The organism is Mesorhizobium hunchu (genome assembly GCF_040081975.1).
Lineage (GTDB): Bacteria > Pseudomonadota > Alphaproteobacteria > Rhizobiales > Rhizobiaceae > Mesorhizobium > Mesorhizobium hunchu.
In genome coordinates, this window is sequence record NZ_JBEBMG010000005.1 from 101,660 (window position 1) to 115,921 (window position 14,262).

Here is a 14,262-nt window from a genome sequence, read left to right on the forward strand (position 1 = left end):
CACAAGGCAAGTGAATCAGGATTTCGCGATGCGGTCGAAAGCCATCAGCCGTTCCAGCAATGCCGGCAAATCCTTCAGCGGCACCATATTCGGCCCGTCGGAGGGGGCGTTGTCCGGATCCTCATGCGTCTCGATGAAGACGCCCGCGACACCGACGGCGACGGCCGCACGTGCCAGCGTTTCCACGAACCGGCGATCGCCGCCGGTCGAGCCACCCTGCCCGCCCGGCTGCTGCACCGAATGTGTCGCGTCGAAGATGACGGGCGCCCCGATCTCGGCCATCACCGGCAGCGCGCGCATGTCGGAAACCAGCGTGTTGTATCCGAACGAGGCGCCGCGCTCGGTCACCAGCACGTTGGCGTTGCCCGATTCCGTCACCTTGGCGACGACGTTCTTCATATCCCACGGCGCGAGGAATTGGCCCTTCTTGACGTTGACGACCTTGCCGGTCCGCGCAGCCGCGATCAGCAGGTCGGTCTGACGGCTGAGGAAGGCCGGTATCTGCAATATGTCCACATGCGGCGCGACGATCGCGCATTGGTCTTCCGTGTGGACGTCGGTGAGCACCGGCAGGCCGAATTCCCTGCGCAGATCGTCGAAGATCGGCATGGCCGCCTCCAGCCCGGCGCCGCGGCGGCCGGAGAGCGAAGTGCGGTTCGCCTTGTCGTAGCTGGTCTTGTAGACGAGCCCGAAGCCGAGCTTCCCGGCCAGTTCTTTCAGGCTACCTGCCATGTCGAAGGCATGCTGGCGCGATTCGAGCTGGCAGGGCCCGGCGATGACGGCCAGCGGCGCGTCATTGCCGAAGCGGACATCGCCGACGGAAACGGTTGCGTTCGGCTTGCTCATGAAATCTCCTCGAAAACGAAAGTAGCGCCCTGTCCGGAAGCCGGCGGCACGACGACCCAGCCGTCACGCAAATGGTGGCTGACATCGCCTGCGGCAAGAAGGTCCGCCAAGGGCTCGATCCGGTTCACGCCGAAGACGATGGCCGCGAAGCGCAGCGTAGACGGTTGGACCGGAACGCCGAACCGGCGCTCGAATCCGTCCGGCTCGCTCAGGGTCAATACGGCATTCGGCAGAACGAGCCTGTCGCCGGCCACGGCATCTTCCGTCGCTCCGGCCGCCTGCGCCAGGAAGCGGAGCTTGCCCGCGGGGTCGGTCGCCACCCCGACAATCTCGCGGATTGCCAACGCGCCGTTCTCATGGACCTCCAGCGCGCTGCGATCCACCTTGGGCGCGTTGACGCGCTCGCAGGCGAAGACGAAGGCGTCTGCCATGTCAGGCGACGCCGCGAAGGCCAGCCGGAACGAAGCCGTATCCTGACAGCCCGAGGCATCCACGAACGGGCGCGAGAAATCGAGCCGCCTGCCGGCCGAAATACCTGCGTCCAGATAGGTGGAGTGGTCGGCATCGGCATTGCCGGTACCGAACACGACGGCGGAAAAGCCTTCGTCGCTATTGCGGGCCCGGAAGGCGCGATCGCGGCCGACGAACACGTTGCCTGCCGCTGCCGCCCGGTCGACTTCGGCGGAATCGCCGACAGCCAGCGGCTCGATGAACGAGCCGTCCGCCAGATAGATACAGCAATTGACCGTGCCGAACGGATGCGTGCCTTGCGGCGCGACGGTAAAGCCGAGCGCCGCCAATCGCGCCCGCGCCGTCGCAAGGTCACGCGTGGGAAGAACCAGATGGTCGAGCGGATGCGTTGTCATACGGGGTTTCGTGTGCACGAAGACGAGGCCGTATTCAAGCGCCCCTTTGATGCGCGGCCCATGCGGCCGAATCGGTCAAGCGACCCGCTTCTCCACGGCGATAAGCGCGATCCGCATAAAATGTCTTTAAGGCAAAAGCCGGCAAATCATCCGGTTTCCCTTACGCAAGGTGAGGCGTAACGTCGCGCCTACGCGCTTGAGTGCGCGCAACCATCAAAAACGGGGACAGCAATGACAATACCAGGCGCTTCACCCGACCTCTACAATGAAGACCTTGCGCCGGCCAAGGTCCGCAATTGGGGTCCGTTTTCCATCTTCAACGTGTGGACGTCGGACGTTCACAGTCTTTGGGGCTATTACCTGGCCGCCAGCCTGTTCCTGTTCTGCGGTGGCTTCGTCAACTTCCTCATCGCTATCGGCGCAGGGTCGCTGATCATCTTCGTGCTGATGAACCTGATCGGCTATGCCGGCGTGAAGACCGGCGTACCCTATCCCGTTCTCGCCCGCGCCTCGTTCGGCATATGGGGCGCCAACATTCCTGCCCTGGTGCGCGCGATCGTCGCCTGCTTCTGGTACGGCGCGCAGACGGCAGCCGCGTCGGGTGCGGTCGTCGCGCTGCTGGTGCGCAATCCGTGGTTCGCGGATTTCCACGCCAATAGCCATATGCTGGGTCACTCGACGCTCGACGTGATCTGTTTTCTCATCATGTGGATACTGCAGTTGATGATCATCCAGAAAGGCATGGAAACGGTCCGCCGCTTCCAGGACTGGGCCGGGCCGACCGTATGGGTGATGATGTTGATCCTCGCCGTCTACCTGTGCTTCAAGGCCGGAACCTTCGCCATTTCCAGCGACATTCCCATGGACGTTCTTCTGGAAAAGACGAAGGACGCAGGCGTTCCCGGCACGCCGGGGTCGGTGGGCTCGCTGGCCGCGGTGGCAGCGATCTGGGTGACCTATTTTTCGGCGCTCTACCTCAACTTCTGCGACTTCGCCCGTTACGCGCCTGACAAGGCCGCGTTGCGCAAAGGCAATCTGTGGGGCCTGCCGGTCAATCTGATCCTGTTCTCGCTGGTCGCCGGCGTGACCACCATCGCCGCATGGGACGTCTATCACGAGGTGCTGCTGCATCCGGACGAGATCTCAGCCAAGTTCGATTCGTGGTTCCTCGCGGCGCTGGCTGCGCTGACCTTCGCGGTGGCGACGCTCGGCATCAACGTGGTCGCGAACTTCGTCTCGCCGGCCTTCGACTTCTCCAACGTCTTCCCGCGCCAGATCGACTTCAAGAAGGGCGGCTACATCGCCGCGCTCATCGCGCTGGTGCTCTATCCCTTCGCTCCGTGGGAAGGCTCGGCCGCATCCTTCGTCAACACGATCGGCGCGACGATGGGGCCGATCTTCGGTATCATGATGGTCGACTACTATCTGATCCGGAAAGGCGAGCTGGACGTGGTCGGTCTCTACAAGGAAGACGGCGAATTCCGCTTCCAGAACGGCTGGCACGTCAACGCCTTCATCGCCGCGATCGTCGGCGCGATCTTCTCCTCGATCCTGCCGAACTTCACCGACTGGCTGCCGGCCTGGTGGGGCGTCTACGGCTGGTTCTTCGGCGTGGCGATCGCAGGCGCGGTTTACTACGTGCTGCGCACCGCCGCGCTCGGCGCCGGCGCGAGAGCCGCGAAAGCATAGTATCTTTCCGGACGACCTCAGGAAGGGCGGCTTCGGCCGCCCTTTTTTTATGTATCGGAGATCATCTCCGCCAAGCCGCGCACCGTATTCCAGTTGCGGCTGGTGCCGACGCCGAGCCGCTTGTGGTTCATGGCCGCGAGCAGGCGCGAGTTCGGCCGGTCGCGCGAGAAGAAAATCCACGGGTCGCCGTCGACAAGCTCGACCTTCTCGTCCGGCGACGCCGCCTGGCGCAAGGGCTCGATTTCGCTCCCGGACACCTGCTTTCGCATGACGCGAACGGCGACCTGATCCGGCGCGTCGCTGGATTCGTCCGGGAAAGGATTAGCGGCGGCGAGCCTGAACCAGGCATCGGCCGTCCGGACGATGATCGGGACGAAGCGTCCGAAATTTTTCTCAAACGCAGCCTCAAGGCGCGCTTCCATGACGGAAACACTGCCCTCTTCCGTTGAAAAAACAAGGTTTCCGCTGGAGGCAAGCGTGCGGACGTTCAGCAAGCCGAGGCTCTCGGCCATGGTGCGAAGGTCCGCCATGACAACACGCTTCTGTGGCGTCAGGACGACGCTGTAGAGAAGCGCGGCGTAGGCGGCCATCGGTCTGCTCTCGTCACAGTCCAGATCGATTCTACACCAGCCGGCTCTGCTCCACCGCCGCTTCGATGAACGACGCGAACAGCGGGTGCGGCTCCAGCGGACGGCTTTTCAGTTCGGGGTGATACTGGACGCCGATGAACCAGGGATGATCGGGATATTCCACTGTCTCGGGTAGCACGCCGTCGGGTGACATGCCGGCGAACACCAGCCCGCAGTCCTCCAGCCGCTGCTTGTAGTCGATATTGACTTCGTAGCGGTGACGATGACGCTCGAAAATATCGGTGCCGCCATAGATGTCGGCGATCTTGGATTCGGGGGCCAGCCGCGCCTCGTAGGCGCCGAGGCGCATCGTACCGCCGAGATCGCCGGCTGCCTTGCGCTTCTCCAGCATGTTGCCTTTCAGCCATTCGGTCATCAAGCCGACGACGGGTTCCTTGGTTGGGCCGAATTCCGTGGACGACGCATTCTCGATGCCGGCGAGCGAGCGAGCCGCCTCGATGCAGGCCATCTGCATGCCGAAGCAGATGCCGAAATACGGCACCTTGCGCTCACGCGCGAACTTCGCCGCGAGAATCTTGCCTTCCGAGCCACGCTCGCCGAAGCCGCCGGGCACGAGGATGCCATGCACCTTCTCCAGGAACGGCGCGGGATCTTCCTTTTCGAAGATTTCGCTCTCGATCCAGTCGAGCTTGACCTTGACGCGATTGGCCATGCCGCCATGCGACAGCGCCTCGATCAGCGATTTGTAGGCGTCCTTCAGCCCGGTGTATTTGCCCACGATGGCAATGGTCACCTCGCCTTCCGGGTTGTGGATCAGGTTGGAAACGCCCTCCCAGGGGGCCATGCGCGGTTTCGGGGCGGGCTCGATGCCAAAGGCGGCCAGCACTTCGCCGTCCAGTCCTTCCTTGTGATAGGCGATCGGCACGTCGTAGATGTGACCGACGTCGAGCGCCTGGATCACCGCCGACTCGCGCACGTTGCAGAAGAGCGAAAGCTTGCGGCGCTCTTCCTTCGGAATGGCACGGTCGGCGCGCACCAGCAGGATATCCGGCGCGATGCCGATGGAGCGCAGCTCCTTGACCGAATGCTGGGTCGGCTTGGTCTTCAGCTCGCCTGCTGCGGGAATCCACGGCATCAGGGTCAGGTGAACATAGACGGCCTGCCCGCGCGGCAAGTCGTTGCCGATCTGGCGAATCGATTCGAGGAACGGCATCGCCTCGATGTCGCCCACCGTGCCGCCGATCTCGCAGATGACGAAGTCATAGTCCTCGTTGCCGTCGAGGACGAAATTCTTGATCTCGTCGGTGACGTGGGGAATCACCTGCACGGTCGCGCCGAGATAGTCGCCGCGCCGCTCGCGCTCGATGATGTTCTTGTAGATGCGCCCGGTGGTAATGTTGTCGGCCTGGTTGGCCGAGCGGCCGGTGAAGCGCTCGTAGTGGCCAAGGTCGAGGTCCGTCTCGGCCCCGTCGTCGGTCACGAACACCTCGCCGTGCTGATAGGGGCTCATCGTGCCCGGATCGACATTGAGGTAGGGATCGAGCTTCTTGATGCGCGCGCGGTAGCCGCGCGCCTGCAACAGGGCTCCGAGAGCCGCTGCGGCTATGCCTTTTCCAAGGGAAGAAACCACGCCGCCAGTGATGAATACGTATCGCGCCATGGGACCCATCGCTTAACGCGGCTTGATTGATTCCGCCAGAGGAAAAACCGCCGCGATCGGTTTTTCCCGGCATTGCTTGCCCGCTTTGCGGCCTTGCCGGCGCTTGCGGTCAAAACAAAAGGGCCGGCTCGTCGCCGGCCCTTTCGCCAGAATTCGTCGTCCGTCAGAGAATGACGACCTTGGTTCCCATCTTCACGCGGCGATAGAGGTCCATCACCTGATCGTTGATCATGCGGAAGCAGCCGTTGGAGGCGCTGGTGCCGATGGTCTGCGGCTGGTTGGTGCCGTGGATGCGCAGATGCGTGTCGGTCCTGCCCTGGTAAAGGTAGATGGCGCGCGCGCCGAGCGGGTTGTCGGGGCCGCCGGGCATGCCGTCCTTGTACTGGCCGTAATGCTTCGGCTCGCGCTTCTGCATGTCGAGAGTCGGGATCCAGCGCGGCCATTCCTGCTTGTCGCCGACCGTGGTGGCGCCCTTGAACTGCAGGCCCTCGCGCCCGACAGCGATGGCATAACGACGCGCCGTGAAGGGCGTTTCGACCAGATACAGGCGACGCTCGGACGTGTTGATGACGATCGTGCCCGGCTCATAGCCGGTGAAGTTCACCTCCTGCGGCTCGAATTCCGGTTTCACCTTGAACGGCCTGCGGGCCTGGCGCTTTTCCAGCACCGAATCCAGCGCACGCGTCTCCGGCAGATAGGAGATCGTCGACGCGCTGCTGCCGCCGAAAAGACCGGCGAACAGCCCGCCGGACGACCTCGATCCCGACGTATCCGAACGAAGCTCGCCATTGTTACCAGTGGACGTGATGGTCGCGACATCGGCGGAAACAGGCTGCTCGACTTCTTTCACCGACTCGGCCTTGGCCACCGCCTTGACAGGCTTGGCTTCCTCGGCCGTCTTCTGGCCTTTGGAAGACAGAAATGCCTCGCGTCTCGCCTGTGCCCTCGCCTTGGCCGCTTCGCGCAGCGCGAGCTTCCTGGCCTCAAGCGCCTTTGTCCTGGCTGCGGCCTGCTCGGCCTTCACCTGTGCCTCGAGTTCCTTGATGCGGGCGAGATCCCCGTCCGTCGGCTTCTTCTTGCGCTTCAGCTGCCTCAACTCGGCCGCGGGACTCTTGGCCGCGACGAGAACAACGTCCGACTTGACGGCCTCAGCCGACGGTTCGGCCGACGGCATGGCGGCGAAAGCGGGAGCGCCGAGGCAAAGCACGGCGGCTAGCCCGGCGAGGATGGAGCTGCGAAGCTTCATGACGATATCCGATCAGGTGTGTTGCCCACGGCATAGCCCGCGCTCGCCCGAGCGCTGCAACTGCCGCACTTTCGCTATAATCGATCAGGAGGACGAGCCTCAAGCGGCAGCGAGGGCTGAACGCGGTCGAATCTTCGTGAACGCGTGGCATTTGCCGCAACTGTGTTCAAACGACAACAGGTGGCTGGCCACACCACGCGACCGGCGACAACAGGTGGCCAGGGCGGCCACCTGACGGAAACCTGCTTACTGGTTGGGAACCTGCGGCGTGGCCGGGGTCTCGGGCGAGACCGGCGCGGTCGGCGTCGTGCTGGGCGCAGCCGGCGCGGTTTCCGACGGAGCCGGAGCCATGGCGGGCGCGCTGCCTTCGGTCGAAGGCGCGGTCGTGGCCGGAGCGGAGCTGGCCGGGGCGGCAGGCGCCGGCGCGGCACCGGATGCGTCGCTGCCCGAGGGCGGCGTCGTGGTGGGATTGGCGTCCGGCGTCACGGGGCCTGTGGAACCGGGAAGCTGGTCGAGGATACCCTTGCCGGTCTCCTGCTGGGTAGCGGGCGCGCGGTCGAGAATATCGATCGGCTTCTCGCCATAGCGGGCGACGATGGACAGGATAAGCGAAGTGGCGAAAAAAGCCGCGGCGAGGATAGCCGTCGCACGGGTCAGCGCGTTGGCCGCGCCGCGTGCAGTCATGAAGCCGGAACCGCCGCCGATCCCGAGCCCGCCGCCTTCGGAGCGCTGCAGGAGCACCACGCCGACAAGCGCGAGCACGACCATGAGATGGACGACGATCAGTACGGTTTCCATTATCTATCCCGATGAGGCGTCCGGTCAGCGCGAGCGCGACCGCAAAAACTGGAGGCGGCTCCTTACAATGCTTTCAGAGCATTTCCAAGCCCGCCTCCGCATATGGGGGCGGATCAAGGCTTTGCAACATCTCCGATGCTGCGTTTCCTGTTGTTTCAGACCCTGTAGGCGTCGGCGATGCCGAGGAAATCGGCGGCCTTGAGGCTGGCGCCGCCGACCAGCGCACCGTCGACATTGGCGACGCCGAGCAGTTCGCGCGCATTGGCCGGTTTCACCGATCCGCCGTAGAGGATTCGCATCTTCGCCGCGGAAGCGCCGAGCTTCGCCGCCAGCTCGGCCCTTATATGGGCATGCGCGACCTCGACATCTGCCGCCGTCGGCGTCAGGCCGGTGCCGATCGCCCATACCGGCTCATAGGCGATGACGGTGTTGGCAGGGGTCGCGCTGGAAGGCACTGAGCCCGCGATCTGACGCGACAGGACGTCCAGCGTCGCGCCGGCTTCACGCTCAGCTTTAGCCTCGCCGATGCAGACGACCGCCACCAAGCCCGCTCTCCAGGCGGCAGAGGCTTTGGCGTGAACCGCCGCATCGTCCTCGCAATGATCGGTGCGCCGCTCCGAATGACCGACGATCACATGGGTGGCTCCCGCCTCCTTCAGCATTTCGGCCGATATGTCGCCGGTATGCGCGCCGGTTTCCTTCGCATGGCAATCCTGGCCGCCGACATGCACCGCCGATTGGCTCGTCGTTTCGGCGGCACGGGCGAGCAGCGTGGCTGGCACGCATACCAGCGCATCTGCGACGTCTCCCAGTTCGCCCTTGAAGCCGTTGGCGATCATCAGCAGTTCGTTCAATGAAGAACCTGTGCCGTTCATCTTCCAATTGCCGGCCACGAGAGGACGAATTCCGGGCGTCATGAGCTTTCTCCCCGAGCTTGAGCGCGTCGCCCTCCCTACCAAAAACGGGCCACAAAGCAATCGACACTGGCGATGAAGGACGCTATTGCGCTTGCTTCGGGCAATTCGGAACCAACTATGCTGACCTTTCTGAGAAACGCTGCCGGAACCTGGGTGGCCAAGGCGCTTCTGTCGCTGCTGGTTCTCAGCTTCGCCGTCTGGGGCATTTCCGGACGGCTGCTGGGCACCATTGCCGGGCACCATTCCGTCATCACGGTGGGCGGCACGTCCGTCTCGGTGAACGAATACCGGCTGGCCTATGACCGTCAGATCAACACCATGTCGCAGCAGTTCGGCCAGCGGCTCACGCGTGACCAGGCGCAGACGCTCGGCATCGACAATCAGGTCCTGTCGCAGCTCCTGTCTGGCGCGCTGCTCGACGAGCAGGCGCGCAAGATGGGCCTCGGCCTCTCCAAGGACCGTCTTGCCCAGCTCACGCGCGACGATCCCGCCTTCAAGGGACCGGGCGGCCAGTTCGACCGCCAGATGTTCGACTACATATTGCGCCAGGTCGGAATGCGGCCGGAGGATTACCTCAAGAACCGCTCACAGGTCGCCGTGCGCCAGCAGATCGTGGAAGCCGTCTCCGACGGCCTGAAGGCTCCCGACGCCTTCCTGAAAGCGTTTGCGCTCTATCGCGGCGAGGACCGCACCATCGACTATGTCGCGCTGCCCAAGTCGCTGGCCGAGCCGATCGATCCGCCGTCCGAAGACGCGCTGAAATCCTATTTCGAGGAAAACAAGAAGAAATACGCGGCGCCTGAATACCGAAAATTCTCCTATGTGCGGCTGGAGCCCGAGGACATCACGGATCCCGGCGCCGTCACCGACCAGCAGGTCAAGGACGACTACGACCAGAACAAGGCGCGTTATACCACGCCGGAAACGCGCACCATCGAGCAACTGGTTTTCAAATCGGTCGACGACGCCAAGGCCGCGCTCGATTCGATCAAGGCCGGCGCGACCTTCGACAAGGTCATGACCGCACAGGGCAAGACGGAAGCCGACATATCGCTGGGCACGCTGTCCAAGGACAAGGTCGCCGACAAGGCGGTCGCCGACGCCGCCTTTTCGCTCGGCGTGAATCAGGTCAGCGACGTGGTGCAGGGCTCGTTCGGTCCGGTGCTGCTGCGCGTCACCGAAATCAAGCCGGAAGTCGTGAAGCCGCTGCCGGAAGTCTCCGACGATATTCGCAAGCAGCTCGCGCTCGGCGAGGCTAGCCGCGTGCTGCTCGACGTGCATGACAGCTACGAGGACGCCCGCGCCGGCGGCGCGACGCTGCAGGAAGCGGCCGACAAGCTGAAGCTCAAGGTCGTCACCGTCGATGCGATCGATCGCGCCGGCCAGAAGCCGGACGGATCGGTGGTCGGCGAATTGCCCGAATCGGCGGCGCTCATCCACGCCGTGTTCGACGCGGAGACCGGCGTTGAGAACGACGGCCTCAATACGGCCGATAACGGCTTCGTGTTCTACGAGGTCACCGGCATCACCCCTGCCCGCGACCGCACGCTCGACGAGGTGCGCGAGAAGGTCGTCGCCGACTGGACGGCGCAGGAGACCGACAAGCGCCTCGCGGCGAAGGCGTCGGAACTGGAGAAACGGCTCAAGGACGGCACCTCGCTCGACACGATCGCTACCGAACTGAAACTCGAAAAGCAGACCAAGCGCGGCCTCAAGCGCGAGGCCGACGATGCCGATTTCGGCAAGGAAGGCGCTGCCGTGATGTTCAGCGTCCCCGAAGGCGGCACCGGCATCATCCCGTCGCCGACGGGGGACGCCAAGATCCTCTACAAGGTCGCGGAATCGTTCGAGCCGGCAGGCGCCGACGCAAGCTCGGTTCCAGAGGACGCGCAGAAATCCTTCGCGTCCGGCATGTCCGACGATCTTCTCGACCAGCTCGTCGCGCAGCTGCAGACCCAGTACGAGGTTCACATCGACCAGACGGCGATCGAGCAGGCGAGGGTCCAATGACCGCCCTGAAACCCCATATCGCCAAGGTGGCGTCGGGCACCGCGCTTTCCTTCGAGGAAGCGCGCGACGCCTTCGACATCATCATGTCGGGCGACGCGACGCCGGGGCAGATCGGCGGCTTCCTGATGGCGCTGCGCGTGCGCGGCGAGACGGTCGACGAGATTTCCGGCGCCGTCGCCACCATGCGCGACAAGATGCTGCGCGTCGTGGCGCCGCCCGGCGCCATCGACATCGTCGGTACCGGCGGCGACAATTCGCACAGCGTCAACATTTCGACCGCCTCGGCCTTCGTCATCGCCGCCGCCGGCGTGCCGGTCGCCAAGCACGGCAACCGCGCGCTGTCCTCTTCTACGGGCGCGGCCGACGTGCTGATGGCGCTCGGCGTCAAGATCGACCTGACGCCCGAGGAGATCGGCCGCTGCATCGCCGAGGCAGGCGTCGGCTTCATGTTCGCGCCCGCTCACCACCCGGCGATGAAGCATGTCGGGCCGACGCGGGTGGAGCTCGGCACGCGCACCATTTTCAACCTGCTGGGACCGCTGTCCAATCCGGCCGGCGTCAACCGCCAGATGGTCGGCGTATTCGCGCCGGAGTGGGTGATTCCGGTCGCCGAGACGCTGCTCGGCCTCGGCGCCGAGCATAGCTGGGTGGCGCATGGCGACGGCTTCGATGAGATCACCACGACCGGCGAGACGACGGTGGCGGAACTGCGCGACGGCAGGATCCGCACCTTCACGCTGACGCCCGAGGGTATGGGCCTGCCGCGCCGCACCAAGGAAGAGCTGCGTGGTGGCGACGCCGCCTACAATGCCGGCGAACTGCGCAAGGTTCTCGCCGGCGAATCGGGCGCCTATCGCGACACGGTGCTGATGAACGCCGGCGCAGGCCTCGTCGTCGCCGGCAAGGTTTCAGACCTGGCGGACGGCATCCGGCTTGCCGCTGAAGTCATCGATTCCGGCAAGAGCCGGGCCGTGCTGGAAACGCTGGTCAGGGTTTCGAACAGGTAGACGTCCGTGACCGATATCCTGAAAAAGATCGAAGCCTACAAGCGCGACGAGATTGCCGCCGCCAAGACCCGGGTGCCGGTGGCCGATATCCGGGCGCGGGCGCGGGACGCCTCGCCGCCGCGCGGCTTCCTGTCGGCACTCGAAGCCGCGCGCAAGGCCGGGCGCTTTGCGCTGATCGCCGAGGTCAAGAAGGCAAGTCCGTCCAAGGGACTGATCCGCCCGGATTTTGACCCGCCCGTACTGGCACGCGCCTACGAGGCCGGCGGCGCGACCTGTCTGTCGGTACTCACGGACACGCCGTCCTTCCAGGGTGCGCCGGAATTCCTGACGGTGGCCCGCACAGCGACCACCCTGCCCGCGCTGCGCAAGGATTTCCTGTTCGATCCCTACCAGGTCTACGAAGCACGCGCCTGGGGCGCCGACGCCATCCTGATCATCATGGCCAGCGTCGATGACGCCCTGGCTCGCGAGTTGGAGGAAGCTGCCTTCTCGCTTGGCATGGATGCGCTTGTCGAGGTGCATGACGAAGCCGAGATGGAGCGCGCGCTGAAGCAGTCGTCACGGCTTATCGGTATCAACAACCGCAACCTGAGAACCTTCGAGACCACGTTGGAAACCTCCGAGCGGCTGGCGGGCATGGTGTCCGGCGACCGGGTTCTGGTGGGCGAAAGCGGCATCTTTACCAATGCCGATTGCCGGCGGTTGGAAAAGGTCGGCATCGGCACCTTTCTGGTCGGCGAGAGCCTGATGCGGCAGGCCGACGTGACCGCCGCGACAAAAACCCTGCTCGGCCTCGACCATCCCGCCGGAGCGGCCTGATGGCCGGCGGCCTGACGCATCTGGACACCGACGGCACGGCCAACATGGTCGATGTCGGTTCCAAGGCCGAGACCGAACGCACCGCGATCGCCGAGGGACTGGTGACCATGCAGGCCGAAACGCTGCGCATGATCCTGACAGGGAACGCGAAGAAGGGTGACGTCCTCGGCGCGGCCCGCATCGCCGGCATCATGGCAGCGAAGAAGACGCATGAACTCGTCCCGCTCTGCCATCCGCTGCTCCTGACCAAGGTGTCGGTCGACATCGAGCCGGACGACGGGCTGCCGGGCCTGAAGGTTACGGCACTGGCGCGCGTCAACGGCAAGACCGGCGTCGAGATGGAAGCGCTGACGGCCGCCTCCGTCGCCTGCCTGACCATCTACGACATGGCCAAGGCGGTGGATCGCGGCATGGTCATTTCAGGCATCCGCCTGCTGGAAAAATCGGGCGGAAAATCCGGCGACTACACCGCGCCCCCGACTGGGAAAGCCGACTGATGGCGCTGGTGCCGGTCGCCGAGGCGCTCAGCCTCCTGCTGGAAGACGCTGCTCCGCTGCCCGCCGAGACCGTACCGTTGCACGAAGGCTATTCCCGCGTGCTGGCCGAGCCGCTCGTGGCGCTGCGCAGGCAGCCGCCTTTCGACGCTTCGGCGATGGACGGTTACGCGGTGCGCAGCGCCGACGTCTCCGCCGTTCCCTCCCGGCTCTCGGTCATCGGCGCCGCTCCCGCGGGCCGTGGCTTCTCGGGAACCATTATGCGGGGACAGGCCGTGCGGGTCTTCACCGGAGCGCCCTTGCCCGCAGGCGCCGACACGATCGTCATCCAGGAGAACGTCCGCGATCTCGGAGATGGCCGCATCGAGGTCTTGGAACCGACGGATGCCAACCGGCATGTGCGCCGCGCCGGGCTCGATTTCCGCGAAGGCGACGTTCTGCTGGAAAAAGGCCGGCTGCTCGATCCCGCCGCGCTGTCGCTGGCCGCGTCGGGCAACCACCCTGCCGTTCCGGTCGTCGGCCAGCCGCTCGTCGCCATCATCGCCACGGGCGACGAATTGCTGCCGCCGGGAAGCACACTCGGCCCGGACCAGATCATCTCGTCCAACGCCTACGGTGTCGCGGCCGCCGCCCGGTCGGTGGGCGCACGCGCGCTCGACCTCGGCATAGCGGCCGACCGCAACGACGCCATCGCCGCCCTCGTGCGCAAGGCGGTGGACGCCGGCGCGCATGTCATTGTCACCCTCGGCGGCGCGTCCGTCGGCGATCACGATCTCGTCCACGACGTGCTGACCGGCGAAGGTATGACGCTCGACTTCTGGAAGATCGCCATGCGCCCCGGCAAGCCGCTGATGTTCGGGCGCATGGGCGAGACGCGCTGCATCGGCCTGCCGGGCAACCCCGTTGCCAGCCTCGTCTGCTCGCAGCTCTTCCTGAAGCCCCTGCTGGCCCGGCTCGCCGGACGCCCGTTCATGCAGGATGTGCGCGAGGCACGGCTGGCCGCATCGATGGCGGCGAATGACCACCGGCAGGACTATATTCGAGCCGTCGTCCGCAAGGAACCGGAAGGCCTGACCGCCACCCCGTTCGGTGTACAGGACTCCTCCATGCTGAAGACGCTTGCCGACGCCAACGGCCTGATCGTGCGCGAACCGCACGCTCCTCCCTCCGTTGCCGGAGATAACTGCCGGGTATTGATGCTGCGCCATCCGGCATAACCGGAGAGCTGGCCCTGGCGGCAGCCTGAACAAAGCGTCAACGAATTCATTAAACTTTAAAAGGTTGCGGAACACAACTGGAACAGATAGTGTTTGTTCCGGG

The 14,262-nt window shown here is 64.8% G+C and carries 13 protein-coding genes; 6 read left to right on the forward strand and 7 right to left on the reverse strand.

All coding sequences use genetic code 11. The annotated features are described in order from the left end of the window. Positions 1-15: 15 nt before the first annotated feature. Both kdsA and ABMA46_RS10905 read right to left on the reverse strand, forming a co-directional pair. Positions 16-846, reverse strand: coding sequence for a 3-deoxy-8-phosphooctulonate synthase (gene kdsA / locus ABMA46_RS10900; protein WP_348999373.1), 831 nt, complete (start codon positions 844-846; stop codon positions 16-18). Further along, on the reverse strand, positions 843-1,712 hold the full coding sequence (locus ABMA46_RS10905) for a VOC family protein (protein ID WP_348999374.1): 870 nt from the start codon (positions 1,710-1,712) through the stop codon (positions 843-845). Before ABMA46_RS10905 ends, kdsA begins: the two co-directional genes overlap by 4 nt. A gap of 231 nt (positions 1,713-1,943) precedes the next feature. On the opposite strand from ABMA46_RS10905, the gene ABMA46_RS10910 reads away from it, so the two are divergent. Further along, a complete protein-coding gene (locus ABMA46_RS10910) occupies positions 1,944-3,401 on the forward strand; it encodes an NCS1 family nucleobase:cation symporter-1 (RefSeq protein WP_348999375.1) in 1,458 nt (485 codons plus the stop codon). A gap of 47 nt (positions 3,402-3,448) precedes the next feature. Here ABMA46_RS10910 and ABMA46_RS10915 read toward each other — a convergent pair whose 3' ends face one another. The 5 genes from ABMA46_RS10915 to tpiA all read right to left on the reverse strand — a co-directional run bounded on the left by ABMA46_RS10915 (position 3,449) and on the right by tpiA (position 8,612). After that, complete coding sequence (locus ABMA46_RS10915; protein WP_348999376.1) at positions 3,449-3,991, reverse strand: DUF1697 domain-containing protein; 543 nt, start codon at positions 3,989-3,991, stop codon at positions 3,449-3,451. 31 nt (positions 3,992-4,022) lie between these two features. Continuing rightward, the gene (gene pyrG, locus ABMA46_RS10920; protein ID WP_348999377.1) at positions 4,023-5,660 is read right to left on the reverse strand and encodes a CTP synthase; all 1,638 of its coding nucleotides are present in this window, start codon (positions 5,658-5,660) and stop codon (positions 4,023-4,025) included. A gap of 154 nt (positions 5,661-5,814) precedes the next feature. Next, a complete protein-coding gene (locus ABMA46_RS10925) occupies positions 5,815-6,897 on the reverse strand; it encodes a L,D-transpeptidase family protein (protein WP_348999378.1) in 1,083 nt (360 codons plus the stop codon). Between the two features lie 246 nt (positions 6,898-7,143). After that, positions 7,144-7,695 carry a preprotein translocase subunit SecG gene (gene secG / locus ABMA46_RS10930; RefSeq protein WP_348999379.1) on the reverse strand — a complete coding sequence of 184 codons (552 nt, stop codon included), beginning with the start codon at positions 7,693-7,695 and terminating at the stop codon, positions 7,144-7,146. A gap of 155 nt (positions 7,696-7,850) precedes the next feature. Further along, a complete protein-coding gene (tpiA, locus tag ABMA46_RS10935) occupies positions 7,851-8,612 on the reverse strand; it encodes a triose-phosphate isomerase (RefSeq protein ID WP_348999380.1) in 762 nt (253 codons plus the stop codon). A gap of 117 nt (positions 8,613-8,729) precedes the next feature. On the opposite strand from tpiA, the gene ABMA46_RS10940 reads away from it, so the two are divergent. The 5 genes from ABMA46_RS10940 to ABMA46_RS10960 are packed head-to-tail and all read left to right on the forward strand — an operon-like array spanning position 8,730 to position 14,159. After that, positions 8,730-10,622, forward strand: coding sequence for a SurA N-terminal domain-containing protein (locus ABMA46_RS10940; protein ID WP_348999381.1), 1,893 nt, complete (start codon positions 8,730-8,732; stop codon positions 10,620-10,622). Continuing rightward, positions 10,619-11,629: an anthranilate phosphoribosyltransferase gene (gene trpD / locus ABMA46_RS10945; protein ID WP_348999382.1), complete on the forward strand. Its 1,011-nt coding sequence runs from the start codon at positions 10,619-10,621 to the stop codon at positions 11,627-11,629. Before ABMA46_RS10940 ends, trpD begins: the two co-directional genes overlap by 4 nt. Before the next feature lie 6 nt (positions 11,630-11,635). Further along, entirely contained in the window at positions 11,636-12,448 is an 813-nt protein-coding gene (trpC, locus tag ABMA46_RS10950) for an indole-3-glycerol phosphate synthase TrpC (RefSeq protein WP_348999383.1), read from the forward strand. Continuing rightward, positions 12,448-12,945, forward strand: a complete 498-nt coding sequence (moaC, locus tag ABMA46_RS10955; RefSeq protein ID WP_348999384.1) for a cyclic pyranopterin monophosphate synthase MoaC — start codon at positions 12,448-12,450, stop codon at positions 12,943-12,945. The genes trpC and moaC overlap by 1 nt, the downstream gene beginning before the upstream one ends. Then, positions 12,945-14,159 (forward strand): molybdopterin molybdotransferase MoeA, encoded by a 1,215-nt coding sequence (locus tag ABMA46_RS10960; protein WP_348999385.1) that lies wholly within the window; start codon positions 12,945-12,947, stop codon positions 14,157-14,159. Before moaC ends, ABMA46_RS10960 begins: the two co-directional genes overlap by 1 nt. The last annotated feature ends 103 nt before the right edge of the window (positions 14,160-14,262 follow it).

Bases quoted from the DNA above. Each gene is read 5' to 3' on its own strand.
- kdsA (WP_348999373.1), bottom strand. From the start codon at position 846: ATGAGCAAGCCGAACGCAACCGTTTCCGTCGGCGATGTCCGCTTCGGC.
- ABMA46_RS10905 (WP_348999374.1), bottom strand. From the start codon at position 1,712: ATGACAACGCATCCGCTCGACCATCTGGTTCTTCCCACGCGTGACCTT.
- ABMA46_RS10910 (WP_348999375.1), top strand. From the start codon at position 1,944: ATGACAATACCAGGCGCTTCACCCGACCTCTACAATGAAGACCTTGCG.
- ABMA46_RS10915 (WP_348999376.1), bottom strand. From the start codon at position 3,991: ATGGCCGCCTACGCCGCGCTTCTCTACAGCGTCGTCCTGACGCCACAG.
- pyrG (WP_348999377.1), bottom strand. From the start codon at position 5,660: ATGGGTCCCATGGCGCGATACGTATTCATCACTGGCGGCGTGGTTTCT.
- ABMA46_RS10925 (WP_348999378.1), bottom strand. From the start codon at position 6,897: ATGAAGCTTCGCAGCTCCATCCTCGCCGGGCTAGCCGCCGTGCTTTGC.
- secG (WP_348999379.1), bottom strand. From the start codon at position 7,695: ATGGAAACCGTACTGATCGTCGTCCATCTCATGGTCGTGCTCGCGCTT.
- tpiA (WP_348999380.1), bottom strand. From the start codon at position 8,612: ATGACGCCCGGAATTCGTCCTCTCGTGGCCGGCAATTGGAAGATGAAC.
- ABMA46_RS10940 (WP_348999381.1), top strand. From the start codon at position 8,730: ATGCTGACCTTTCTGAGAAACGCTGCCGGAACCTGGGTGGCCAAGGCG.
- trpD (WP_348999382.1), top strand. From the start codon at position 10,619: ATGACCGCCCTGAAACCCCATATCGCCAAGGTGGCGTCGGGCACCGCG.
- moaC (WP_348999384.1), top strand. From the start codon at position 12,448: ATGGCCGGCGGCCTGACGCATCTGGACACCGACGGCACGGCCAACATG.
- ABMA46_RS10960 (WP_348999385.1), top strand. From the start codon at position 12,945: ATGGCGCTGGTGCCGGTCGCCGAGGCGCTCAGCCTCCTGCTGGAAGAC.